The 25107-nt window shown below is 68.0% G+C and carries 21 protein-coding genes; 6 read left to right on the forward strand and 15 right to left on the reverse strand.

The genetic code is table 11. The features are described 5' to 3' along the window. Positions 1 to 45 precede the first annotated feature (45 nt). The 3 genes from BM031_RS06730 to BM031_RS06740 all read right to left on the reverse strand — a co-directional run bounded on the left by BM031_RS06730 (position 46) and on the right by BM031_RS06740 (position 2482). Complete coding sequence (locus BM031_RS06730; protein WP_091872805.1) at positions 46 to 567, reverse strand: GNAT family N-acetyltransferase; 522 nt, start codon at positions 565 to 567, stop codon at positions 46 to 48. Continuing rightward, entirely contained in the window at positions 564 to 1091 is a 528-nt protein-coding gene (locus BM031_RS06735) for a GNAT family N-acetyltransferase (RefSeq protein ID WP_091872807.1), read from the reverse strand. The genes BM031_RS06730 and BM031_RS06735 overlap by 4 nt, the downstream gene beginning before the upstream one ends. A 116-nt stretch (positions 1092 to 1207) precedes the next feature. Beyond that, positions 1208 to 2482, reverse strand: a complete 1275-nt coding sequence (locus BM031_RS06740) for an amidohydrolase family protein (RefSeq protein WP_091872810.1) — start codon at positions 2480 to 2482, stop codon at positions 1208 to 1210. A gap of 199 nt (positions 2483 to 2681) precedes the next feature. Here BM031_RS06740 and BM031_RS26190 point away from each other — a divergent pair, with 199 nt between their 5' ends. The 3 genes from BM031_RS26190 (at position 2682) to BM031_RS06755 (ending at position 7023) form a co-directional block, all read left to right on the forward strand. Continuing rightward, the gene (locus BM031_RS26190; protein WP_091872813.1) at positions 2682 to 3365 is read left to right on the forward strand and encodes a phasin family protein; all 684 of its coding nucleotides are present in this window, start codon (positions 2682 to 2684) and stop codon (positions 3363 to 3365) included. A 132-nt stretch (positions 3366 to 3497) separates the two neighbouring features. Then, entirely contained in the window at positions 3498 to 5249 is a 1752-nt protein-coding gene (locus tag BM031_RS06750; RefSeq protein ID WP_091872816.1) for an ATP-binding cassette domain-containing protein, read from the forward strand. Then, complete coding sequence (locus BM031_RS06755) at positions 5239 to 7023, forward strand: ABC transporter ATP-binding protein (protein ID WP_091872820.1); 1785 nt, start codon at positions 5239 to 5241, stop codon at positions 7021 to 7023. The genes BM031_RS06750 and BM031_RS06755 overlap by 11 nt, the downstream gene beginning before the upstream one ends. Before the next feature lie 122 nt (positions 7024 to 7145). Here the strand turns inward: BM031_RS06755 and BM031_RS06760 are convergent, their stop codons facing one another. Both BM031_RS06760 and BM031_RS06765 read right to left on the reverse strand, forming a co-directional pair. Beyond that, positions 7146 to 8708 (reverse strand): hypothetical protein, encoded by a 1563-nt coding sequence (locus BM031_RS06760; protein ID WP_091872823.1) that lies wholly within the window; start codon positions 8706 to 8708, stop codon positions 7146 to 7148. Further along, the gene (locus BM031_RS06765; RefSeq protein ID WP_091872825.1) at positions 8705 to 9574 is read right to left on the reverse strand and encodes an ABC transporter ATP-binding protein; all 870 of its coding nucleotides are present in this window, start codon (positions 9572 to 9574) and stop codon (positions 8705 to 8707) included. Before BM031_RS06765 ends, BM031_RS06760 begins: the two co-directional genes overlap by 4 nt. Before the next feature lie 240 nt (positions 9575 to 9814). Between BM031_RS06765 and BM031_RS06770 the strand changes: the two genes are divergently transcribed. Beyond that, complete coding sequence (locus BM031_RS06770) at positions 9815 to 11848, forward strand: tetratricopeptide repeat-containing diguanylate cyclase (RefSeq protein ID WP_091872828.1); 2034 nt, start codon at positions 9815 to 9817, stop codon at positions 11846 to 11848. A 185-nt stretch (positions 11849 to 12033) separates the two neighbouring features. Here the strand turns inward: BM031_RS06770 and BM031_RS06775 are convergent, their stop codons facing one another. From BM031_RS06775 to BM031_RS06800, 6 genes are all read right to left on the reverse strand, one after another. Beyond that, positions 12034 to 12330, reverse strand: a complete 297-nt coding sequence (locus BM031_RS06775; protein WP_229408674.1) for a hypothetical protein — start codon at positions 12328 to 12330, stop codon at positions 12034 to 12036. Between the two features lie 72 nt (positions 12331 to 12402). Further along, complete coding sequence (locus BM031_RS06780; protein WP_143084518.1) at positions 12403 to 13191, reverse strand: hypothetical protein; 789 nt, start codon at positions 13189 to 13191, stop codon at positions 12403 to 12405. Between the two features lie 8 nt (positions 13192 to 13199). Further along, positions 13200 to 16847, reverse strand: coding sequence for a tubulin-like doman-containing protein (locus tag BM031_RS06785; RefSeq protein WP_091872836.1), 3648 nt, complete (start codon positions 16845 to 16847; stop codon positions 13200 to 13202). A gap of 17 nt (positions 16848 to 16864) precedes the next feature. Next, positions 16865 to 17323: a hypothetical protein gene (locus tag BM031_RS06790; protein WP_091872839.1), complete on the reverse strand. Its 459-nt coding sequence runs from the start codon at positions 17321 to 17323 to the stop codon at positions 16865 to 16867. 26 nt (positions 17324 to 17349) lie between these two features. Then, positions 17350 to 18843, reverse strand: a complete 1494-nt coding sequence (locus BM031_RS06795) for a hypothetical protein (RefSeq protein ID WP_091872842.1) — start codon at positions 18841 to 18843, stop codon at positions 17350 to 17352. Then, positions 18840 to 20321, reverse strand: a complete 1482-nt coding sequence (locus BM031_RS06800; RefSeq protein ID WP_091872845.1) for a hypothetical protein — start codon at positions 20319 to 20321, stop codon at positions 18840 to 18842. Before BM031_RS06800 ends, BM031_RS06795 begins: the two co-directional genes overlap by 4 nt. Positions 20322 to 20543: 222 nt before the next feature. Between BM031_RS06800 and BM031_RS06805 the strand changes: the two genes are divergently transcribed. Then, positions 20544 to 21605: a hypothetical protein gene (locus BM031_RS06805; protein ID WP_091872847.1), complete on the forward strand. Its 1062-nt coding sequence runs from the start codon at positions 20544 to 20546 to the stop codon at positions 21603 to 21605. Between the two features lie 21 nt (positions 21606 to 21626). On the opposite strand, the gene BM031_RS25465 is transcribed toward BM031_RS06805, so the two are convergent. Next, positions 21627 to 21950 carry a hypothetical protein gene (locus BM031_RS25465; RefSeq protein WP_177207673.1) on the reverse strand — a complete coding sequence of 108 codons (324 nt, stop codon included), beginning with the start codon at positions 21948 to 21950 and terminating at the stop codon, positions 21627 to 21629. Positions 21951 to 22061: 111 nt separating this feature from the next. After that, positions 22062 to 23342 (reverse strand): RNA-guided endonuclease InsQ/TnpB family protein, encoded by a 1281-nt coding sequence (locus BM031_RS06815; RefSeq protein WP_229408677.1) that lies wholly within the window; start codon positions 23340 to 23342, stop codon positions 22062 to 22064. A gap of 229 nt (positions 23343 to 23571) precedes the next feature. Here BM031_RS06815 and BM031_RS25870 point away from each other — a divergent pair, with 229 nt between their 5' ends. Further along, positions 23572 to 23694 carry a hypothetical protein gene (locus BM031_RS25870; protein WP_370660041.1) on the forward strand — a complete coding sequence of 41 codons (123 nt, stop codon included), beginning with the start codon at positions 23572 to 23574 and terminating at the stop codon, positions 23692 to 23694. On the opposite strand, the gene BM031_RS06825 is transcribed toward BM031_RS25870, so the two are convergent. Continuing rightward, positions 23681 to 24382, reverse strand: coding sequence for an anti-sigma factor (locus BM031_RS06825; RefSeq protein ID WP_091872850.1), 702 nt, complete (start codon positions 24380 to 24382; stop codon positions 23681 to 23683). The two genes, BM031_RS25870 and BM031_RS06825, sit on opposite strands and share 14 nt — an antisense overlap. Next, a complete protein-coding gene (locus BM031_RS06830) occupies positions 24379 to 24906 on the reverse strand; it encodes a sigma-70 family RNA polymerase sigma factor (protein WP_307185948.1) in 528 nt (175 codons plus the stop codon). The genes BM031_RS06825 and BM031_RS06830 overlap by 4 nt, the downstream gene beginning before the upstream one ends. Positions 24907 to 25107 lie beyond the last annotated feature (201 nt).

The raw sequence follows: 25107 nt of genomic DNA on the forward strand, positions 1-25107 counted from the left end.
AGGGCCATCCTACCATCGGCGCCGACCGGGTGCGGCACGTCTGCGCTAGCCGGGCTGGCGCGTGTCCATCAGGTAAACATTGACGCCCGGCTGGCCCGGGGTGAGCTCGGCGAACCGGTCGAAGCGCATGCCCAGCTTGAGCAGCAGCGCAATCGACGCGGCGTTGGCCGGGTCGACGATCGCCGCCAGGCGCGCGATGCCGAGCGTGCGCGCATGCTGCGCCACGGCCTGCGCGGCCTCGAACGCGTAGCCGCGGCCGCGGTGCTGCGGCAGGAAGGCGTAGCCGAGGTCGACGTCGTCGAGCACCTCGCGCTTGATCAGGCCGGACAGCCCGAGCGGCGCGCCGCCCTCGATCGGTTCCACCAGCCAGATCGAATGGCCGCGGCTGCGCTGCATGGCCACCGGGCCTTCCTCGATGGCCTTGCGGGCCGCCTCGAGGGTGCGCAGGCCGCGGTCGCCGATGTGCGCGATGAAGGCCGGGTCGTTGACCAGTTCGAGGTAGAAGGCGGCGTCGCGGGAATCGAGCACGCGCAGGCGCAGGCGGCTGGTGCGCAGGATGTCGGTCATGCATCCACCGTCGGCCAGTGGTCCGGGTCGTGCAGCAGCTGGTACATGACGTAGGCGTCCACATAGCCCAGGCGCTTGTGGCGATAGGCCTTGGGCAGGGTGCCGACGATCGAGAACCCGAGCTTCTTCCACAGCCGGATGGCGGCGGTATTGGTGCTCACCACGTAATTGAACTGCACGGCCAGGTAACCCAGGCGGCGCGCCTCGGCCAGGCTGTGCTCTCCCAGCATGCGGCCGACGCCCGCGCCCTGCGCGGACGGGCTGACCATGTAGGAGGCATTGGCCACGTGGTGGCCGCGCCCGACCTGGTTATTGACGATGCGGTACATGCCCAGCAGCCGCCCGCCGCCGGTGCACGCGACGAAGCTGCAGACGTCGGGCGCCAGCCAGTAGGCGTGGCCGGCTTCGCGCGAGATCGCGGTGGTGAACGGATAGGTTTCACCGGCGGCGACATGGGCAGAAAAAATGCTCCATATCGCATCGAAGTCCTGCTCGCCGGCGGGGCGGATCTGGAGGTCTTTCACGGCTGCTCTGGAAGCCTTGCTGAACTTGAAAGCGTTCTATTCTAGCCTCAAACCGGGATCGGCTTCATGTATCGTGCGCATCCGGATGTAAGCAATTGTGAGGCCGCGCCCGCGCCCTACTGCGCCATCCGGAAATCGGTGCTGGCCGGCCGCCCGGGCAGGTGCAGGGTCGCCTGCACGCCCGGCGCCTCGGCCACCACCACGCCGCGCCGCAGCACCAGCTTGCGCGGCGCGCGCAAGCGGATCGCCTCCACCGTGGAACCGGCGTCGAGCAGCACCAGGTCGGCGTGGCAGCCGGGCTGCAGACCGTAGCCCTCCAGGCCGAGGATGCGCGCCGGGGTCTCGGTCACGGCCAGGAAGCACTGGTGCATCGCTTCCACGCCGGTCATCTGGGCCACGTGCAGCCCCATGTGCGCCACTTCCAGCATGTCGCCCGAGCCCATGCCGTACCAGGGATCGAGCACGCAGTCGTGGCCGAAGGCGACGTCGACGCCGGCGGCGAGCAGCTCCGGCACGCGCGTCATGCCCCGCCTTTTGGGATAGCTGTCGTGGCGGCCCTGCAGGGTGATATTGATGAGCGGGTTGGCGATCGCCGCGACCCCGCTCTCGGCGATCAGGGGAATCAGCTTGCTCGCATAGTAGTTGTCCATCGAGTGCATCGAGGTCAGGTGGGAGCCGGCGACCAGGCCCTGCAGGCCGAGGCGCTGGGTTTCGCTGGCCAGGGTCTCGATGTGGCGCGACATCGGGTCGTCGGTCTCGTCGCAATGCATGTCCACGCGCAGGCCCTGGCTGGCCGCGAACTCGCACAGCAGGCGCACCGATTCGGCGCCGTCGGCCATGGTGCGCTCGAAGTGCGGGATGCCGCCGACCACGTCCACGCCCATCGCGATCGCGCGTTTCAGGTTGTCGAAGGCGCCGGGGCTGCGCAGCACGCCGTCCTGGGGAAAGGCGACCAGCTGCAGGTCGAGGTAGGGCGCCACCTGCTTGCGTACCTCCAGCAGCGCCTCCACCGCCAGCAGGCGGTCGTCGCAGATATCGACGTGGGTGCGGATCGCCAGCAACCCGCGCGCCACCGCCCAGTCGCAGTAGCGCAACGCGCGCTCGACCAGCGCATCCTGCGCCAGCTGGGGCTTGAGCTCTCCCCAAAGACGGATCCCTTCCAGCAGGGTGCCGCTGCGGTTCACGCGCGGCAGGCCGTAGCTGAGGGTGGAATCCATGTGGAAGTGGGCGTCCACGAAGGGCGGGCTGACCAGGTCGCCGTTGGCGTCGATCTCGCGCGCGCCCTGCGCCGCCATGCGCGTTTCCACGGCGGCGATGCGTCCATTCTTGACACCGATATCGATGCCGCGGCTGCCGTCGGGCAGGGTGGCGTTGCGAATCACGAGATCCATGCGAGCTCCTCCTCAGTTTCCCTGATTGTAGCGATTTCCCGACAGAATGGACGGCATTGCCCATGCGCAGCGCATTCGTAATGCTGCAACGCAATATTTCTGCTCAAGAACAGAACATTAAGTGCTTTGCAAGCCCGGCGATTCATGGATACACTAGCCGATATTGCAGCGCGCCATAAATGACCGACAAGGAAATCCCATGACTTCACTCCCCGAGCAATTTTCGGCAGTACGCAAGGCCCAGTTCGAAGCACAGTTCGATTTCTTCAATTCCTTTGCCTCCCAGGCGTTCGAGAGCGCCAGCCGGGTCGCCGCCCTGAACCTGGCCACCTCGCGTGACTCGGTGCAGCGCTCGATCGGCGCCACCTTTGCGCTCATGAACTCGTGCGACCCGCGCGACTTCCTCAACTTCGGCGGCCAGGCCGAAGAGCAGGTGCGCAGCCTGTTCTCGTATGGCCAGGAGCTGCTTGGCATTGCCAGCGGCGTGCGCCCGTTCGCGCTGCGGTCGCTGCCGGCAGCCTTCGCGCCGCAACTGGCGGTCGAAACCGTCGAGCCGGCGCTGGAAGCACCCGCCGTCGAGGCAGCGCCTGAAGCTGCCGTGGCGGCAGAAGCTGTCGCGGACGAGCCTGCCGTTGCGCCAGGCCCGACCGCCGTCGCAGAGCCGGTCGTCCTGGCCGAACCGGAAACCGCCGCCGAGGCGCTGGCCGCCGTGGCAGAACCGGCCCCGGCCGCCGAGCAGACCGCCATCGCCAAGGCCGCCGGCAAGGGCAGCGCCCGCGCCGCCGTGGTCCCGCATCCTTCCTCGGCGCCGGTGGAAACCATCGACATCGCCCAAGCGCCAAAGCTGGTCACCCCGGCCGCGTCGTCCAAGCGCAGGAAATAATGTAGGACGCCTGCAACAGCGGGCAGGCAGGGCCGGCGCCGTGCGCGCCGCTGCGCTTGCATTGCAAAGCGACTACACTAGCGGGCTTCGGCCCGCTTTTGTTTTTGGGCGCAAAATCTCTTAGGAAACTGCATGAGTCTCGCAAGGCTGATCGGCGGATTCGTCCGCCGGCACTGGCATGCCTATGTCTCGTCGGCCTTCATGCTGGCCGGCGTGGCGATCTGCACGGTCTTGATCCCGCGCAAAGTCGGCGCCCTGATCGACGGCCTGGCGGCCCACCAGCTCGACCAGGATGCGCTGCTGCTCGGGCTGGCCCAGCTGCTCGGGCTGGGCGTGGCCATCTACGTGCTGCGCGTGGGCTGGCGCATCCGCCTGTATTCGGCCGCCTACAACCTCGGCGTCGAACTGCGCACCCGCCTGTACACGCGCCTGGCCAGCCAGGGCCCGGCCTTCTACCAGCGCCAGCGCACCGGCGACCTGATGGCGCTGGCCACCAACGACATCGACGCCATCGAAATGGCGGCCGGCGAAGCGATGCTGGCCGGCTTCGACGGCACCCTGACCTTGGTCATGGTGCTGGGCATCATGACCCTCGGCGTCGACTACCGCCTGGCCGGCATCGCCCTGCTGCCCTTCCCGCTGATGGCCTTTGCGTTCTGGCGCATCTCGGCCCACATCCACACGGCCGAAGGCGACGCCTTGAAGCGTTTCTCGGCGCTGAATGACCATGTGCAGGAATCGCTCACCGGCGTGCGCACCCTGCGCGCGCTCGGGCTGGAAGAACGCAGCGCCGCGCAGTTCAGCGAACTGGCCGGCAATGCCGCCAAGGCCAGCCTCGGCGCCCAGCGCTGGGAAGCGGCCTACGAGCCGGCGGTCGGCCTGACCCTGACGGCCGCCACCGGTCTGACGCTGGGCCTGGGCGGCTACCTGGTGTGGAATAACGAGCTCACGGTCGGTGCGCTCACCAGCTTCTCGATGTACCTGGGCCAGCTGATCTGGCCAATGTTCGCGGCCGGCTGGGTGCTGTCGCTGATCGAGCGTGGCCGTGCCGGCCTGGCGCGCCTGCAGCCGCTGCTGGACGCGCCGCTGACGGTCGACGACCAGGGCACGCTCGATGCCGTCGGCCGCGGCGCGCTGGTCGTGAACGGCGTGAGCTTCGCCTATGGCGACGCACAGCAGCCGGCGCTGAGCGACGTATCGGTGACGGTGGAGCCGGGCCAGACCCTGGGCCTGGTCGGGCCCACCGGCGCCGGCAAGTCGACCCTGCTGCGGGTGCTGCTGCGCCAGGCCACGCCGCAACAGGGCACGGTCACCTGGGCCGGCCAGCCCCTGGCAGCCTACCGGCTGGCGGCGCTGCGCGCGGCCCTGAGCTGGGTGCCGCAGGAATCCTTCCTGTTTTCCGCCACCATCGCCGAGAACATCGCGCTGGCCCGGCCCGGCGCCGCGCGCCAGGAAGTCGAGGACGCAGCCAGGATGGCGTCGATCCACGACGACATCCTGCGCTTCCCGCAAGGCTACGACACGCCGGTGGGGGAGAAAGGCATCACCCTGTCAGGCGGCCAGCGCCAGCGCGTCGCGATCGCGCGCGCCCTGCTGGCCGACAGCGCCCTGCTGCTGCTCGACGATGCGCTGTCGGCGGTGGACACCGGCACCGAGACCCGCATCCTCGAGCACCTGGCCGAACTGCGCGCCGCGCGGCCGGAGCGCGCCGCGATCATCGCCAGCCACCGTTTATCGGCGGTGGCCGGCGCCGACCGCATCGTGGTGCTGCGCGAGGGCCGCATCACCGAATCGGGCACCCACGACGAACTGCTGCTGCTAGGCGGCTGGTATGCCAGCCAGTGGCGCTACCAACAACTGGAGGCCAGCATCGATGCAGAGTGATACCAAGACCGGCGGCATGAAAGACCAGGCCAGGCACGCGGCGCGCCTGCTGCGCCGCGCCGCCCACCCGGACCGCCGCCACCTGTACTGGGCCACGCTGTGGCTGGTGGTGGCGGCCGGCCTGGAGGTGGTCGGCCCGCTGCTGGGCAAGATGCTGATCGACGACCACCTGTTGACGCGCAACCTCGACTGGCACCGGATCTGGCTGCTGCTGGGCGGCCTGGTGCTCACCGGCTGGGCCTCGTCGTGGATCCGCTACCTGCAGCTGATCCGCCTCTCCGGCCTGGCGATGCGCTCGGTGCGCCGCCTGCGCGAATGGGTCTATGGCCACGTACTGCGCCTGCCGATGGCGTTCTTCGACCGCGCCATCACCGGCCAGCTGGTCAGCCGCGTGACCAACGACACCGAAGCGGTGAAAACGCTCTACATCCAGGTGCTGTTCGTGATGCTCGACTCGAGCATCGTGCTGGTGGGGACCATGGCGGCGATGGCCTGGCTCGACTGGCGCCTGATGCTGGTGGTGCTGGCGCTGGTGCCGGCGGTGGTCGGCATCGTCTGGCTGTACCAGCGCCTGTCGGCGCCGGCCGTCACGCACGCCCGCGCGCTGCGCAGCGACATCAACGGCCAGATGGCCGAATCGATCGGCGGCATGAGCGTGCTGCAAGCCAGCAATGCCGAGAAGCGCTTCGGCGAGCGTTTCCTGTCCACCAACCGTGCCCACCGCAGCGCGCGCCTGCGCGAGCTCAAGGCCAACGCCTTCCTGCTGCGCCCTGCCCTCGACCTGCTCAACGTGGTGCTGCTGGCGATCGTCATCTTCGGCTTCGGTCGGCGCGAGATGAATGCGGTGGAAGTCGGCGTGCTGTACGCCTTCATCAGCTACATCGCGCGCGTGGTGGAGCCGCTGATCCAGATCACCATGCAGTTCAGCGGCCTGCAGCAGGCGGTGGTCGCCACTGCCCGCGTCGAGGCGCTGCTGGACGAGGCGGGCGCCGCGGAGCACGCGGTGGGACGCATCGGCAACGAAGCGGCGTTCGATGCGCAGGCGCCGGCGGTGCGGGTGCGCGGCCTGAACTTCGGCTATAGCGAAGGCCAGCGGGTGCTGCACGCGCTGTCGCTGGACGTGCCGCAGGGCGCCTTCTTCGGCATCGTCGGCCACACCGGCAGCGGCAAGTCGACGCTGCTGTCGCTGCTGCTGCGCTACTACACGGCCGACGAAGGCAGTATCGAGATCAGCGGCCTGCCGCTGGCCTCGATCGGCAATGAGCGCTTCCGCAATGAAGTCGGCCTGGTGCCGCAGGACCCGTTCATCCTGGCCGCGACCGCGCGCGAGAACATCGACATGGGGCGCGGCCTGCCGGCCGAACGCATCGAGGCGGCGGCGCGCGCGGCGCATGCGCACGGCTTCATCGCCGGGCTGGAACAGGGCTACGAGACCCAGCTCGGCGAAGGCGGCTCGCGCCTGTCGTCGGGGCAGAAGCAGCTGGTGGCGATCGCGCGCGCGCTGGCCGGCGAGCCGCGCATCCTGCTGCTGGATGAAGCGACCTCGCGCATCGACAGCGCCACCGAGCAGGTGGTGCAGGAAGCGCTGGAGGAATTGCGCGGCAAGGTGACCATCATCGCGATCGCGCACAGGCTGTCGACGATCCGCGCGGCGGACCGGATCATTGTGCTGAACCATGGGCGGATTACTGAAGCCGGGGCGCATGAAGAGCTGATGCGGATCGAGGGGGGCTTGTACCAGCGCTTGTATTTGCTGCAGCAGATTGCGGTGTAAACCTCGTCGTTCCGGCGCAGGCCGGAACCCAAGTTTTTGTGCGAACCAACTGCGTTTGACGCCCGTGGGTGCTCAACAGAATTAGGCACCGGCCTTCGCCGGTGCGACGGTTTCGCCGTTAACTATCCTGCGCGCCGGCTCCATGCGATGCCGGCCGCCAGCGCGGCCACACCGGCCACCAGGAAGGTAGAAGCCGACCCCAGGTTGGCGTCGCCGTGGAAGCCGACCACGTCCAGCATGGCGATCCCCTTCGCATTGAGCACCACGTACAGCCCGAACAGGAACAGCCCGAGGAACAGGCGCGGCGTGCGGCTCAGCTGGCCGAACAGGGCGGCAAAGCCGGCCAGCGCCACCACGCCGGCCACGACGGCGAACGCGCGCACCGGTTGGTCCACACTCCAGCGCAGCACGACCGCGCCGGTGAACAGCGCGCCGAGCAGCACCGAAGCGGCCCACTGGCGCACGAAGCGCCGGGGCGCGCCGCCGGGCACCGCGGCGCTCAGGCCATCGCAGCCGGCGGCGATGTCGCGGGTGGTGCTGTCGCTGCACAGGATGCCCCAGTAGGCCACCGCGCCGGCCAGCAACCCGGGCAGCACGGCGGCCGGCAGCACCACGCCGCCCACCACGCAGGCGCCGATGGCGAGGATGGCGGTGGGCGCGGTCATGAGGACCAGGCCGGCGTCGGCCAGCACCTGGCCGCTCGTTCCCGGCAGGCGCGCGGCCATGGCCATGAGCGGCTGCACCAGGCGGGCCAGCGGCCGCAGCCAGCCATTGAGCAGCGCCAGCGGCGAGCGGCGCTGGCGCGCCCTGCCGGCCTTGACGCGGTCGGGCGAGAAGCGGTGGAACAGCAGCACGGCCGGCAGCAGCGGGACCAGCGCCAGCACGCAGGTCAGCAGGCGCCCGGCCACCACGTCGGCGCTCCACAGCCATGGCGCGAGCGTGTGCGGCGCCAGCGCGGCGTCGAAGGGCATCATGCCGATGCCGACGCTGTCGGTGGCCAGGTGCAGCTTGGTCGCCGCCATCGCCTGCGCCATGCCGGTGAAGTCGAGCACGGCCAGGCCGGGCGCCGCCACGCCTTCGCTGACCATGCCGCCCACCGACAGCATGCCGGTCCAGGCGAAGAAGTACAGGATGTCGCCGGCCTTGCCCATCAGCGGCGCCCAGCTGTCGCACAGCACCGCGCAGCTGGCCGTGAACAGCACCATCGGCAGCAGCAGCACGGCGTAGGTCTGCAGGTAGATGAAGGGGTTGATGGCGCCGTCGCCGCGCAGCAGGTGCAGGGCCAGGATGGTCAGCATGAAGGCGCCCAGCAGCAGCAACAGGCCGCCGACGGCGCCGAGCCAGCGGCTGGCCACCAGCAGCAGGTTGCCGGCCGGGGTGGCGCCGACCACGCCGCCGATGCCGCTCCTCAGGTCTTCGCCGGTGCGTCCACGCGCCAGGAAGAAGCCGGCCAGCGCGAACAGCATGCCGCCCAGGGTGGCGCTGCCCAGCGCCAGCGCGGAACTGGTGTAGAGCACCCGCCTGCCTTCGACGATCAGGAGCGTGCGGCCGGTGGATGGGTCCTCGATCATGGCCCAGCTGATGATCACGATGGCCAGCACCGCGACCAGGGTCGACAGGCGGCGCATGCGCAGCCGCACTTCGTTCGCGGCCAGGATGAGGAGGGTGTGCCCGTGGCCGTTCATGCCGCCTCCGCCTGCTGGGCGTAGCGCTGCGCCATCAGGGCTTCTTCCAGGCTTGGCTCGGCTTCGCGCGCGCCCAGGCAAGGCAATTCGGGATGGGCGATGCGCAGCGCCATGCGGCCGCCCTGGCGCTGGGCCTGCAGCACATGCACGCGCTCGCGCAGGGCGGCGTAATCGGCTTCCGGCACGCTGGCCGACCACACCTGGCCTCTAGCGCGCTGCAGGATCGCTTCGGGTGTCTCGTGCGCCACCAGGCGGCCCGAGCGCATGATCGCCAGCTCGGTCGCGATGCTCTCCACGTCCGACACGATGTGGGTCGACAGCAGCACCAGCTTGCCGTAGCCCAGCTCCGAGAGCAGGTTGCGAAAGCGCAGCCGCTCTTCCGGGTCGAGCCCCGCGGTCGGCTCGTCCACCACCAGGATGTCCGGGTCGTTGAGAAGCGCCTGGGCGATGCCGAGGCGGCGCTTCATGCCGCCCGAGAACGAGGCGGCCGGCCGGTGCGCCTGGTCGTGCAGGTTGACCAGTTCGAGCAGGCGGCGGATGCGGGCGCCGTCGCGTACGCCCTTCAGGGCCGCGAAGTACTGCATGAATTCGAGTGCGCTCAGGTTAGGATAGACGCCGAAATCCTGCGGCAGGTAACCCAGGCGGCGCCGGATCGCATCGGGCTTGCGCGCGATGTCGACGCCGTCGAACAGGATCTGGCCGGCGCTGGGACGCGTGAGCGTGGCGATCATCTGCATCAGGGTCGACTTGCCGGCGCCGTTATGGCCGATCAGGCCCACCACGCCCTGGCCGAAGGCGAGTGAGACGCCATCTACCGCTTTGACATCCTTGCCAAACTGTTTCGTCACTCCGCGCAGCTCCAGCATGCCGTTCCCCTCGTGTTGTTGTTGGCTTCGAATATAGGAAAGCCTTGCTTTCCTGACCAGTAATTTGCGACAGGAGGTCGAAAATGGGGCGTGAACGCGAAGCCGACATGACGACTGTTTGTAATCGGAATGTGTCTTTTTGGTGACAATTGTAGAGAAATCGAATTTCTCCATTGCAACAGGAATATAATCGATACGATCAAACGGATATGACTTTCGCCCGCGTTCCGAGAACTATTCATGCCACTTTTCCTGCCTCGCGCCCTGTTGCAACCACGACGCATCGCGCTCGCCGCGGCGCTCTGCCTTGCATCGGCCGTGGCCGTCGCCCAGGGTACGCCACTGGCGCAGCGGCTGGCCGAGATCCGCGAGATCAACAAGTACGTGCCCGAACGCGCACTGCCCATGCTGCAGGCGATGGAACGCGAGGCGCGCGCCGCCGCCCTGCCCGAGCGGATCGAATTCCTGAACCAGTTGTCGCAGGCGCATGACGGCCTGGGCCAGAACCGGGAAGCCGCCGCGCTCGCGGACGAGCTGGTGAACATCGGCCGCCAGCACGACAGCAAGGTGGCGCTGGCCAAGGGCACCCTGCGCAAAGGCTATATGGCCTTCCACCAGCAGGACCTGGCAACGTCCCACCGCCTCATATGGGAAGCGGAAAAACTCGCGCAGCAGACGAGCGACACCGAGCTGCGGGTGCGGACCATGATCTCGTCGGGCGAATCGTTTGCGGAAGAAGGCAACTTCCCGGCCGCGCTCGAGCGCCTGCAGGCAGCCGCCGCATTCGCACGCCAGCACCGCGACCCGACCCAGATCGTCATGGCCCTCAATGCGCTGATCCGGCTGTATGGCCAGATGCGCGAGCATGCCAAGGGCTTCGGCATCCTCGAGGAAGCGCTCGAAACGGCGAAACAAGGCGCGTCCCCGGGCCGCACGGCGACGCTCAAGCATGCCGAATATGGCCTGGCGATCGACTCCGGCCAGAACGAGCGCGCACTGAATGCCCTGCTCGACAGCCTGGCGATCGAACGCCGCATCGGCGCCACCTCCATGATCGCGCGCACGCTGATCAACCTGTCCGACTGCTACCTCAAGCTGCGCGACTACCCGAACGCCGCGCGCTACGGCGAACTGGCGGTGGCCGCGTCGCGCGCGCAGAACCACGCCGGCCGCGAAGCGACGGCGCGCCTGAACCTGGGCCAGGCCTACCTCGCCACCGGCCGCCTGCTCGAGGGCAAGCGCCATATCGAAGCGGGCATGAAGGCCTACGACAACCTGGGCGACAAGCCCGAGCTGCAGCTGGTGCTGGTCGAATACGGCCAGGCGCTGGAACGCGCGGGAGACCTGGCCGGCGCCCTCACCGCCTATCACCGCGAGCGCGAGATCTCGAACGAACTGTTCGAGAAGCGGCGCCAGCGCGCCGTGCTCGACCTGCAGGAAAAATACGAGACCGAGAAAAAGCAGCGCCGGATCGAGCTGCTGAGCACCGAAGCCGAAGTCAACCGCCTGCAGCAGCGCGTGTGGTGGCTGCTGGCCGCGGTGTTTGGCCTGGCCTCGATCGTGGTCGGCCTGCTGTACCGCAAGGTACGCCACGCCAACGCCGCGCTGTACGAGAAGAACAAGGAACTCAAGCAGCAGAGCGTGCGCGATCCGCTCACGGGCCTGTACAACCGCCGCCACTTCCTCGACTACATGCGCAATGCGCCCCAGCCCGAGCTGGCCGCCAAGGGCGACCAGTGCGGCGCGCTATTCCTGCTCGACGTCGACCATTTCAAGAACATCAACGACACCTACGGCCACGCCGCAGGCGACGCCGTGCTGACCGCCATTTCGGCCAGCCTGGGCGAGATCCTGCGCGAGACCGACATGATCGTGCGCTGGGGCGGCGAGGAATTCCTGGCCTTCCTGCCGGCGCTGCCGCGCGGCGGCCTGGACGAAGTGGCGCAGCGCATCCTCAACGGCATCTCGGCGGTGAGCATCGAGCACGGCGGCCATACGCTGGCGGTAAACGTGTCGATCGGCTACGCGCCCTTCCCGCTCTCATGCGGCGGGCAGGTGCTGCCGTGGGAACGCACGGTCAATGTGGTGGACATGGCGCTGTACCTGGCCAAGGCCCACGGCCGCAACCGCGCCTACGGTGTGCAGGGCTTCGGCGACCCGGCCCAGGTGTGCATCGACGAGATCGAGAAGAACCTGGAGCGCGCATGGCGCGCGGGGCAGGTGCACCTGTCGGTGGTGCGTGGGAATGTGCTGGAGCAGCGGGCGAGTGCTTGAGTGCTTGAGTGCGAATGCAGTGTTAACAGTAGCGTCGTCGTACGCGCCACTGGCGCGACCTCCGGCGAAGGCCGGCGCCCAAGTTCGCTGAGCAGCATTTGCTTCAAACGCAGCCGCTAGCGGTGTGCGAAAAAATTAGGCTCCGGCCTTCGCCGGAGCGACGGTCTTCGGGCTAACTAAAATAATCAATCCGCCGCATCCTGGATCTTCTCGCCGGCGCTTTCCACCTTCTTGCCCACTTCCTCGGTCGCGCGCTTCAGGCCGTGGCTGGCGTCCTTGGTGGCGTCCTTGATTTTCTCGCGCGCTTCGGCGGCGGCGCGGTCGGCCTTGGCCAGTTCGTTTTCCACCTGGCGCGTCACCTTGGCGCCGGCGTTGTCCAGCGCCTTGCCGGCGCGCTGGGCCGGGCCGATCGCTTCTTCATCGCGGCTGCAGCCTGCCAGGGCGGCCAGCACCAGCAGCGTGCCCAACATGGTCGTCTTCATGTCCAGCTCCTCGCAATTGTCTTGCCGTCAAGCATACACCCGCCGCAAAAACCCTGGCTCACCGTTGGGCACCTATTCGCCGCGGGTCGGGTCGGCCAGCGGGTGTTCGCGTTCGTCGACGATCTGCCGCCTCAGTGCGCTGGTTTCGATGTCTTCGCCCCAGCGCTTGGTGAACACCGCCAGCCGGGCCAGCGCCTTGTCGTAGCTGCGGGCGCGACGCAGCTTCTGGACGGCGCCGGTCGTGTCTTGCCAGGCCCGGACGCGCTGCTCGGCGCGGGTGCAGTCGGCGGCCGCCTTGTTCAGCGACTGCTGCACCTGGCGCAGCTGATCAAGCGTGGCGCTGGTGCCGCGCAGGGCGATCAGTTCGTCCTGCGCGTCCCTTGCCTTGCATTCCACCGCCAGTGCCACGGCCCGCTCCATGCGCCGTTCGATGCGGCTGCCCTCGGGCCGCACGAGCAGCCAGATCAGCCACAGGGCGGCGAGCGACATGATCCACCAGCGCAGCTTGATCGGCGCCCGTTCGGGCGGGCGCGCCGCAATCGGCTCGCCACGGCCGACACCGGGCGGCGGCGGGATGCCGCGCCCGGGCTGCGCCTGCGCGCCAGCCGCCGCAGCCGCGACCGGCTTGCCTGAAGACGGCGGCAGCGGCGCCGAGGTCGGCGCAGGAGTCGGCACGGCAGCCGCCACCGGCGCCGGACGCGCCGGTTCCACAGGCGGCTTGGCCAGCACGGGCGGCGGCAGGCCGCCGGGCTGCACGGCATGCTGGGCCGTGCCGCACCAGGGGCAGAAATTCACCCGCCTCGGCATCAGGCGCCCGCACTGGGCGCCGATGCAGCGGTAGACCGCGTCGTCTTGCACCATGCCGTCCTTCATTCGGGATCAGGGACGCCGTCGCCGGCGCCAGCGTCGTCCGGGTCGGGAATCGCTTCGCCCAGCAGCGCCGCCAGTTCCGGCAGCGCGCCGGCCGTACTCCATTTATCCTGTTTCGGGTTCCACGCCATGTTCCAGGCCCGCGTGGTCCCGTCGATCTCGCCGCGCGCGGCCTGCTGCGCAATCTCGTCGAGCGTGAACGGCCCGCGCTGGGTGCCCTGCACGAACAGCTTGTAGCGCGGGGTCGCCGCCACCGGCGCCGCCTTTGCCAGTTGCACCGGCGGCGCGGCCCGTCCCTGCAAGGCCGCGGCGGCATGCTCGTCATCGAGCAGGTACTGCGGCAGGATCACGCGCTTGTCCACCGGCCGCTCGACTTCCCAGCTATAGGCGTCGCCGGCCGAATCCTGCACCGTCTCGGTCCAGTTCGCGATGCTGGACAACGCCGCCTCGATCTGCGTCGGCGACAGCGCCGGGTCGAGCGCGGCGGCGCGCCGTATCCACTGGTCGTACAGGCGCCGCGCGGTGATGTTGGGCAGCGAGGGCGAGGGCAGCTGGGCGCCGGTTTCATCGACCTCCAGGCGCGGCTCGTAGACGCGCAGCTGGTAGTGGCGCATCAGCGCCGCCAGCAGCGTGAGCTGGTGCGGCCCGACCTTGGCCAGGCGGTGGCGCACGGCGGCGATCACCTGGTCGCGGTAGTAAGGCGGCAAGCCGTTGGAGCGGATCGCGTATTCGTTGCCGATCTGGAGCCACTCGCCCGAGCCAGGTTCCACCTCGAACAGGTACTGGCCGCGCGGCTGGAAGCTGGCCTCGCGGTCGCCCAGGTCGGCCTTGCGGCGGATGACGCCCAGCGCGATCGCCTGCAGGAACCATTCGTAGTCGTCGGCCAGGCGGTTGAGTTCATCCATCGACGGCGACAGCGGATGGCGGAAACGGGTGGCATCGAAATGCAGGTGGGTCGGGATCTTCGGGTTCTCGATCTGGTACGAGGCGCGCCAGGTCGACAGGCCGCGCAGCACTGTCATCGGGTAGCCGGACAGCTCGATGTAGCACACCGCCTTGCCCGAGATGCCGGTATTGACCACCGAGAGCAGGTCGCCATGGAAGAAGCCGGTGGGCACGGCGGCGCGCAACTCAAGCTCCATCTTGCGCCAGGCGCCCACGTCGCCCACGCCGATGAAGCACTTGAACTGGTCGGCATTGGGCGTGAACTCGGCCGAGAAGCGCGCGTTTACCCACGGCATGGCGCTGCGGATCCATTCGGCGAACACGCGCTGGCGCTCCTGCGGGCTCATGCTGGACAGGCGCTCCAGCAGCGGGTCGACCGGTTCCGGCTGTTCCAGCTCCTGCGCCGAGAGCTGCAGCTGGGCGCGGCGGAACAGCTTGAGCAGCAGGTCGGCGCGCAGGCGTTCGTCGCCCAGCTGCGGGAACAGGCGCGCCGAGCCGCCGAACTCCAGCAGCACTTCCTCGCTCCAGGCGCTGACGTCGTTGTTCAATCGTACCGGCGCCGGCAGCACGTCGCTGGCCAGCTTGATATAGGTGGCGTGCTCCTGGCGCGCATCGGCGCGCAGCTGGCTGATGCGCTGGTCGGCCGCCTGCAGCATGGCGCTGACCATGCGCCGCCCTTCCTGGAATTCGCCGGCGATGCCGCTCCACTGGGCCTGGCCCTGTTCGTCGGTGGCTTGCGGGTCGCCCAGCCAGGCCGACATAGTGCGCATCACTTCGATCGACTGGCCTGCGGCGACGGCCAGCAGGTGGAAGCGCAGGTAGTCGGCGATGTCGCGCTTGAGGTGGTTCATCACTTCGCGCGCCTGCGGCTCCTTACCGAACATGCGCCCGGCCGCCTGCGACAGGTTGTTCAGCGATTCTTCCACCTGGCGGGTGCGCAGCGCGTCGCGGATGTCGCGGTAGCGGCGGCTGTTGCGCTCGGCGTTGGCCAGGTCGCGCTGCGACAGGCGCGCTTTCACCTGCTCCAGCAGCGACAGGACGAATTCCAGCCCGCCCTGCTTGCGGTCGTCGAGCAAGGCGTACAGGCGGTCGCGCACCCGCACTTTCAGTCGCCCGCTGAGTTCGCCCGTGTGGCGCTTGATGCGGTCTTCGCTGGTCTCGGCGGTGGCGCCGGCCTCGCGGATGGCGTCGCGCTCGAGCTGCGGCAGCAGCTCGGCCACTTTCTCGCGCCACTGCTTGATGTCGTAGGACGCCATGATGCGGTCGACCTCGAGCTGCACCTTGCTCTCGACACGTTCCAGCAGCGAGCGCTGGTCCTTGTCCATCAGCAGGGTGTTGGTCAGCGCGTATTCGGGGAAGGGCGTGACGTCCACCGTCCCCTTGCGGAAATCCGGGAAGGCGTCGAAGGGCCGTTCGCCCATCTCCATCTGCTCGCGCATGAAGCTGTCGCGCTCCTGGTCGCCGGCGCGGCGGGCGCTGGCGCCGTCCTTGCCCACCAGGCCGAAGAAGGCCTTGACCATCAGCCCGGCCAGCTCATAGGCGCGGATGTCTTCGCGCAGGCTTTGCTGGGTGTCGAGCACCGACTGGCCGAAGGCGGAATACACCTTGGAGTAGGACAGGCGCATGTCGCCGAAGCGCTGCTCCGGCACGCGCGGGTTGTAGGGTCCGAGCTTGTGCTGCTGCTGGTTGACCGCCACCGAACGCTTGCGGTTGGCGAAATCGGCAGAGGCGAAGTCTTCGAACAGGGTGTCGGCCACCATCTGGTAGACGTCCTTGACGTCCTGGGTGGCCTTGTTGGCCAGGTTGGCCGTATCGACGAAGTACACGTCGTCGAAGGGCGCGCCCTTGCCGGTGATGCTGTCCGGGTCCATCCAGTTGACCTGCGCGTTCATGTCGCGCATGGCCGTTTCCAGCTCCATCAGCGTGGCATAGGCATTGGCCTCGGTGCGTTCCTTGTTGGCCTTGGCGAAGCCCGAAGGCATCAGGAGCACCAGGTCGACCTGGCTGTCCGAGACTTCCTGCCGTGCGATGGCTTTCGACAGCCAGCCCAGGTCCAGCACGCTGCCTGCGCCGGTGCCGCCGGCGCAGGAGGCGATGACGACGATGCGGAACTTCGAGGTGTCCACCTGCAGGCCGAGGCGTTGGTAGTTTTCCTTGCGCTCGATGCCGGCGTTGCTGCCCAGGCCATTCAGGGCGCCCTTGATGCGGCCGCGCAGCTTCGGGTATTTGTCGAACAGGTAGAGCCGCGCCAGCGCGCGGATCTGGCCCGCCCCTTTCGACGGATCGATGCCGAGCGAACGCAGCTTTTTAGGGCGCAGCGGCATCCAGCTTTCGATCAGGGGGAAGCGCGCCAGGCTGTCGTCGGACTCGTGGTACTGGGGCAGGTCGAGCGGTTCGACCAGGCGTTCTTCGTCGGTGAGCTTGACCAGTTCGTACCAGGGGTCGGTGCGCTGCGACTTGCCCTCGTCGATGACGGCGTTGTTGTCGAGGTCGAAGTGCAGGAAGCGCGCCACCGGGAAGTCGGCGATCGATTCGACCCGGGTCGGGCTGTGCCGGTTCCACACGGCCGACAGGATGCGGCGGCGGATGCGCATCATCACTTCCATGCCGGTGCCGCCGGCGCCGATGAACAGCGTCGGGCGCAGGTCGACTTTCAACTCTGCCTTGGCGTTCAGGGCTGCGGGATTGGGGAAATCTGCCATAGTGTTCTCTTGAAGGATTAACGGCGGCCGACGAACAGGGCCGCGACCAGCGCCACCACGCCCACCGCGACCAGCGGTCCGGTGACGGCGAAGGTAAGGAACTTGCTGGCGTTGATGATGGCGAGCACCGCGGCGGCCGACAGGAAGGCCAGGCCGACGAACAGCAGCCAGCCGGCGCTGCCCGCCGACGACGGCGCAACGCGCCGCACCACCAGGTGGTGCACATAGGCGTTACGCACAAAGAAATACACCACCAGCAGCACCACGAACACCACCGCGCCGATCGCCAGGTCGCGGCTCGAGGTATCGGTGGCCGCGACCGGCGCCGTGGTGCTGCCCGGAATGACCTCGACCGGACGGCCGGCGGTGTCCGGCGTGGTCTGCGGCAGCGAATCCTGGGGCGAGGCGGATTCTTCGGGCAGCTTGAAACCGGGGTCGGACGGCGATGGTGCGGATGGGGCCTGGGTGCCTTGCATGGGGGTGTGTCCTTTCTTGTTTTTTATCAGCGGCCTAGCCGGACCTGCGCGCCTTCGCGCAGGTCGGTCAGCTGGTGGCCGAACAGGGTGGTTTTCAGCATCGCCACCTGGGCGCCGGCCTTGTCGTAGATCGGTTGGGTGGTACCGGGCCGGGCTCGCATGGTGCGCAGCTCGTCCTCGACGGTGAGCTGGGCCACGCGCGGGCGGCCATAGGCCCAGGCTGCGGCGCCGCCCGCAGCCAGCAAGGCCGCCGCCAGGCCGCCCAGCGCCGCCAGCGGCCCCATCCCGTAATGCACGCGCACTTCCAGCGGCAGCACGGCGTTCGAGGCCTGCACCGTGGCGGGGGGCGTGAAAATATCCGGCAGCGGGTCGCCCGGGAACAGCGCGGCCATGCGCTGGCGGAAGCCCTGCGACAGCGCCAGCCGCTGGTCGGCAAGGTGCAGTTCGATCCGGCCCGGCAGCACGTAAGCCGAGCCGGCCGACTTGATTGCCGCCATCGACCATTTGTCGGGCAGCTGGGCCACCGGCAGCTGCATCGTGGAACCCAGCGGCAGCGGCTTGCCCGGCGCCAGGTCGTTCACGCGGCTGCTGGCCAGGACGATCTTGCGGTCTTCACCGGCCAGCATCGAGCGCGCGCTGAGCGTGGCCGAGGCGATGGTGTACGGGTACATCGTGTTTTCGAGGTTCCACCGGATGCTGGCCTGCGGCGTGCGCGCATCGGGGTCGACGTCGGCGCGCAGGCCGCCGCCGGGGGCCTGCGAGAAGGCCACGCCGGGCGCGTTCTCGACCTGGGCCGGCACCAGGCGCACGGTGTCGCGGTCAAGGGGTTTCAGGCGCGCCGGCCGTTCGGTGATGACGCTGGCGATGCGCCCAGAGGCCAGCAAGCCGTCGAGCGCGCGGCTGCCGGGCGCGCCGACGGCGAAGGCGTACACCATCAGGCCATTGGCCGCGTAATGCTTGCCCTGCACCGGCATGCGCAGCGGGAAGGCCACCACCTTGTCGATCGCCGCGCCGCGGTGGATCAGCTCATAGAACTCGCGGTTGCGCGCGGCAGTGGCCTGGTCGTTGTTGGGGCTGTTGCGGTTATTCGTCACCAGCCACACGATGCCGGGCTTGCCGCCCAGCGCCGTGCCAATCGCGGCCTGTACCGCTTCGCCAAGATCGGTGTCGGCCAGGGCCGCGCTGCCCGGTTTGCGCGCCGTGTCCAGGCCGGCCAGCGCCGCATCGACGCGGCTGCGCACGGTCTTGCCGTCGGCTTTCATCGACAACAGCGCCTTGGGCGACGGCGCGCCGGGGCGCGACTGGTTGAAGGCGGCCAGCACCAGCGCATCGCCCGGCTGCACGACGGCGCCGGCCAGCGCGCCGACCAGCGGCTTGAACCGGGACGCCGGGTCGCTGTAGAACGGCTCCATCCAGCCCGAGTTCTGCACCAGGATCACGTGCGGCGTGGCCAGGGCCGCGCAGGCAAGGCTCATGAGCGCCAGTGCGGCGCCGAGCTGCCGGAAAAATGACGCGCTCATGCCGGCTCTTCCAGGCGCCAGCCGCGCATCTCGTTCCAGTCCGGGTGGTGCAGCCACAGGCAGCCCGCGTACACGAAAGGCAGGCATTCGAGGGGCCGCGACAGGCGCACCACTTCGTCGAGGATCACGTTGCGGCGGCCGATCCATTCCACCGTGGTGCGCGGAATCACCCGGGAGCCGAGCGCTTCTTCGGCGCGGCCGGTGTACTTGTGGAAGCGCAGCACCAGCCCGCTCGGCTGGCTGCGGTTGTTGTTGAAGGCGCGCAGCAGCGGCAGCACCAGGGTGTCGTCCTGGTTCAGGTCTTCCACGTGTTCATTCGACCAGGGCTCGTCGACCACCGGGTGGCCGCGCCGGAACAGGAAGTTGGCGAAGCCCAGGCGCGCGCCGTCGATCGGCGCCGCTTGCGGATGCTCGCTGCCCAGTTCGAGGAAGGAGTAACCCTGGCCGTCATGGCCAATGTGCCACAGGCGCCCGTCGCGGCTCTGGGTGGGGCCGCCGAAGTCAAGGCGCGGCTGCCAGCCCGGCGGCCAGGGCGTGAACTGGGGCGCCTGGCCCGGACGCCACGCAAGCTGGCCCCCTTCGTGCAGCCAGAACAGGCGGCCGTCATAGCCGATCGGGCGCGACCAGCCGGAGGCCGGCAGGTCGGGGCATGCGAATTCCTCGACTTCATCGGCGTCCAGGCGCGCGCTCCACAGGCGTACCGTTCCTTCCGGGCGCACCAGGCAGGCGATGTGGCGCCGCATCGCGCCGGGGGCGGCCACCAGCGGCGCGTCCAGCACGGTTTCGGTGCGGTAGGTTTCGCTGACGGGATTGATCCACAGGCGCTGCAGGCCGGCGCTGGTGGGCACGATCGCGACTTCGCCGCGGCGCGGCTCGAGCACCGGCAGCCATGCATATGCGGACGCGGTGAACACCAGGCTGGCGGCGCCGTCGTCCGGCGCCATCACGTGCCACAGGCTGGCCACCGGATCCCAGTACTGCAGTACGCCGCGGGTGTGGGCCAGCGCCAGCAGGCGCTGCTCGGGGAAACCGTAGTGGGAAGCGGCGAACACGCAGCATGCATTGGGCGGCACCGGCATGGTGACATCGCAGCGGCCGACCTGCGGCGCGGCGGGACGCTCTTCGAGGCTGTCGCCCAGCGGCAGCGAGGTGACGGGCAAGCCGTGCGGCACGTGGCGCGGCAGCATGGCGTCCGCCCCCGGGCCCCACCAGCCGGGCTGGCGCGACGGCGTGCCCGGCAGGCGCTGCAGCGCACGGCCGCAGTTGGGGCAGAAGGCGAAGCCTTCGGGATAGATGGGGGCGCAGTCGCAGCCGGCCGGCAGCGAGGCGCCGAGCAGGCGGGCGACGTCGGGCAGGCGGCCTTGCGCATGCGCCTGCCAATCGATGTGGCCCAGGCCTTCGCTTGCCAGCAGTTCAAACTGCCTGCTGCGTTCGTCTTCCTGCCAGACACTGGCAGGCGTTTCCCATCGGTATGCCATGTCTTCCTCTAATGCTGCTGTTGTGTGATGTAAATCTAGGCTGTCGAGGCCGTTGTTGTTGCTCAAATCATAGCGCCGCCGACTGTCGCGCGGCGCGCCGTACACGGGGTAGCGCGCGCTGACACCAGAGGGATCAATAAACGAGCCGATCCGGCCCTCGCGCGCGGAACTTTTGGCCGGCAACCGTATAATGGCGACCGGCATTTCCCCTTATTCGATCCCATGCATATCCCCGATCCAAGCACCGTCCCACCGCAGGACGCCCTCCCCGCCCGCGCCATCGATGCGGCCACGGCGCACCTGCGCGACATCCTGGCGATCGCGCTCGAACATGGGCCGGGGAACAATGCGCTGGTCGTGTATGACACGGGCACCCCGCTGGCGCGCGCGCTCGGCGAGGGCTACCGCCGCAACCTGCCCGGCGCCACCTTCATCGACTTCGATGCCGCCACGCCCGAATCGGTGCTGGCGGCCTTCCGCGCCATGGCCCCTGGGGACCTGGTGGTGCTGGTGCAGTCGACCAACTTCCGCCTCGATGGCTTCCGCATCCGGGTCGAGCTGTTCAAGCTGGGATTGAAGGTGATCGAGCACGTGCATCTGTCGCGCATGCCGGGGCCGCAGTCGGAACATTACATCGAGGCGCTGGCCTACGACCCGGCCTGGTACCGGGGCATGGGCCGGGCCCTGAAGGCGCGCATCGACGCCGCGCCCCATGCGCGCGTGCTGGGCGGCGGCGAGACCCTGGTGTTCGCCTCGCCGCTGGAGCCGGCCAAGTTGAACATCGGCGACTACAGCGGCATGCACAACGTCGGCGGCCAGTTCCCGATTGGCGAGGTGTTTACCGAGGCGCTCGACCTGGAAGCGGTGAACGGCCGGGTGCAGGTGCACGTCTTCGGCGACACCGCCTACCGCTCCAACCGCCCGGAGGCGCCGGTGACGCTGGTCATCGAACGTGGCCGCGTGGTGGGCACCGAAAACGCCACGCCGGCCTTCCAGCAGGTGCTGGACAATATCACCGAGGTCGAGGGCGAAGTCTGGGTGCGCGAGCTCGGCTTCGGCCTGAACCGCGCCTTCACGCGCGAGCGCCGGGTCGACGATATCGGCACCTACGAGCGCATGTGCGGCATCCACCTGTCGCTCGGCGCCAAGCACGGCGTGTACACGAAACCCGGTTTCAAGCGCAAGGACGCGCGCTTCCACATCGACGTGTTCGCGGTCACGGATGCGGTATTCCTGGGCGACGAGCGTGTTTACGCGGACGGTAACTGGATTTGCAACAACTGACTGTTACCTGCGCCACAGGTGCTACCATGGTCCGTTTGTAATTATTTCGCAGGCTGTTCCATGCTTGTCAATGCACCTTCCTGCGTCGCCGAGATCCAGGCCATCGGCGCGGTGCCGAAGATCCTGGAAACCGTCGCCGCCATGACCGGGCTGCGCTTCGTGTGCATCGCCCACGTCACCCAGGATTCCTGGACCGCCTGCGCGGTGCTGGACAAGCTTGAATTCGGCCTCCAGCCGGGCGGCGGCCTCGATGTCGCCACTACGCTGTGCGAAGAAGCACGCGACACCGGCGCCGCCGTGTTCATCGACCATGTGCGTGAAAACGATCGCTACCGCGCGCATCATACGCCGCGCCTCTACGGCTTCCAGAGCTATTTTTCAATTCCCGTGTTCCACCCCGACGGCCAGTATTTCGGCACCGTTCCTCCAAACTTGCGCAAAGCTAGCCATTGCTGCTTAAAGCTGCCTGCTGTTGGATTCCTGCTTCATCGGGGCCGGTTTCACCCTGCGCTCACGCGCAGGGCCAGCGCCTTCCCCTCCACAGGCCGCTACGGTCGAACTGACCGCCACCTTCTTCAAATTGATTGCCGCGTTGACGTCGCGGTCATGCAAGGTGCTGCAGCCGGGGCAGCTCCACTGGCGCATGCCCAGCACCATCGTGTCGAGCTTGTAGCCGCAGCACGAGCATAACTTGCTGCTCGGGTACCAGCGGTCCGCCACCACGACACGCCCGCCGCGCAAAGCCGTCTTGTAGTCCAGCTGGCGCCGCAGTTCATGGAAACCCATGTCGGCGATGGCCCGCGCCAGCTTCCGGTTGCCCAGCATCCCTTTTACGTTCAAGTCCTCGATGCCGATCGTGTGGAAGCGCCGTGTGATGCTTGTTGTCAGCTGATGCAGGCCTTCCTTGCGCAGGTTGGCGATACGGGCATGCAGCCTCGCCAGTTTCAACTTCGCCTTGGCGCGATTGCGCGACCCTTTTACTTTGCGTGACAAGGCACGGCTGCGAGTTTGCAGCTTCTTGAGCAGGGTACGCAGTGACTTTGGTCCTGGAATCGTTTCTCCGTTGGACAACGTGGCAAGTGTCGTTACACCCAGGTCCACGCCCACCGCACCTTGGTTTTCGGCAGGCGGCAGAGGTGGTCCGTCGGGCATGTCGACGGTGATGCTGGCATACCAGTGCCCAGCCACGCGGGACACGGTTGCCGAGACGATGTGGCCGGTGAAGCGCAGTGCTTCGCGCATGCGCACCCAACCCAGCTTTGGCATACGGATCCGCTTTTTCTCTACGCGGAATTGGTCGTTTGTTACACTGAAACGGTCGTTGATGCCTTTGTGCCTGAACACTGGATACCCGGCGCGATGCGCAAAGAAATGATCAAAAGCTTGTCCGAGTTGGATGATCGCCATCTGTGGCGCGTTCTTCGTCACGTCCAGCATCCAAGGAAACTGCTCGCGCTTGATGGTGTTCAGCTCGCGGCGTAAAGCCGCCTCGTTCGGCTTCGGTCGTGCCGGATCGGCTAAGCTTGCCTGGTACAGCTCCTGCCACCGCGCCAGCGCCCAGTTGTAGGCAAAGCGAGCCGTGCCTGCCGCCTTGGCGAAATAGGTGGCTTGCACATTGTTGGGTGCGAGCCGGATTTTGTGGGCTAGGGAGCATGGCGTTTCCTGCACGACCAGGCACACGCCGGTGGTGATAAGTCGCGGCCCCGTTACACTTCCCCCACCTGGCTCGATGATCATGTCCTGGACCTCCCTACCCTAAGACAGGAAAAAACCGCAGGCGTTCTCCGTCGGCGAGCCGTTCGGGTCGTATTCAAGGCATTCTTGTTGTGGCTCGACCTGGGAGCAGGAAACTTGCTCATTTTGGGCAGAAATGAGCAAACTTTGGTAAGTTCTATGAGAACTGTAAAAACCCTACTGGCGCGCGGCCTCGCGCCCCGGCAGCGAAGGGCTGGGGCTGGGCCTGTACATCGTCGACCAGATCGCGCGCGGGCATGGCGGCGCGATCGAGATCGGCTCCAGCGCGGGCATGACCTCGTTTACCTTCACCATGCCTGCCGCCCTAGCGGCGGCCAGCCTCACATCACCCTGATCCAGCCGCCCTTGTAGAGGATCGGACCAGTCGGTCCATTGGGATCGGGCGAGCCGCCCTTCGGTTCCAGGCTCACCGCCAGCACGGCCACGTCGGCGCCGATCGCCTGCGCCGTGAGCGGCAGCGCCAGCTGCTGCCCGCCGCCCAGCACGCCGAGCGAACGCGGCTTGCCCTGCTTGGGCACCGCCCACAGCTGCAGCGCCTGTTCCGGGGTGATCGCCCGGGTGGCCACCAGGCGCACCGTAAGCAGCTGGCGTTCGCGGTCGGCCGTCACCAGCAGCGCGGTTTGCGCCTGGTCGTCCACCAGGGTCGCGATGTCGGTCACTTGCGGCGCCGCGCGCTCCTGCATCACGGTGACCAGCAGCAGCGCCGCCACCATGCTCGAGGCCACGCCCAGCGTGCGCCAGAAGCCGAGCGCGCCCTGGCGCCATACCTGCCAGGCCGGCGCGGCCGCGCGCAGGCCGAGCCGGCCCTGGATGGCGCGCCAGACCTGGCGCCGCGGCGCCACCGCCGGCACGAATTCGGCCATCGCGCCGAGCTTGTCCGTCCATTGCGCCACCGTGCGGCGCAAGGCCGCGTCGCCATGCATCCAGCCTTCGAAGCGGCGGCGCGCCTGGCCCCGTAAGGTACCGAGCACGTATTCGGCCGCCAGCCGCTCGCGCAATGCCTCCTTGCCGCGCAAGTTCATGGCGCCCTCCTTCCGGTGAGGCAGGAATGCAGGCGCGCCAGGCTGCGCCGGATCCAGGTCTTGACCGTGCCCAGCGGCAGGGCCAGCTGGCGCGCCACGTCGCTGTGCGACAGGTCGTGGAAATAGGCCAGCCCGACGGCGTGGCGGTGCGCTTCTTCAAGCGCGGCCATGCAGGCGGCCAAGGCTTTTGCTTCGCTGCTCAACTCCAGCGCTTCGGCCGGGTTGGCGGCCGGGTCGCGCAGGGTGGCCATCACCGCATCGTCGAACTCGTCGGCGCCATTGTCCACCTCCTGGCGGTGGCGCCGCAGCACGTCGAAGGACTTGTTGCGCACGATCGTGGACATCCAGGTCATGGGCGCGGCCAGGCCTTCCTGGTAGTCGCGCGCGTGGTGCCAGATGGAGACGAAGCTCTCCTGCAGCGCCTCTTCGGCCAGCTCGCGCCGCCGCAGGATGCGCAGCGCCAGCCCGAACAGCCGGGGTGAACTGGCGTCGTACAAGTTCCGGAAAGCGAGCGCGTCATTCAACGCAGCGCCGCGAATCCAGGAATTCAGCTGTAATGAATTTGGCAAAATTGCCGACTGAGCCATAAAAGTCTTTCGTGTCGCAGCTAAAACTGCCGGATTTGTTAAATGTGTATGGGCAAACTTACCACATTTACGGCGGGGCAACGTCGCAAGAAAATATATTGAATCCGATAAGACGCGGCCTGCGTATACCTTGGGTAG

Source organism: Massilia yuzhufengensis (assembly GCF_900112225.1).
GTDB classification, from domain to species: Bacteria; Pseudomonadota; Gammaproteobacteria; order Burkholderiales; family Burkholderiaceae_D; genus Telluria; species Telluria yuzhufengensis.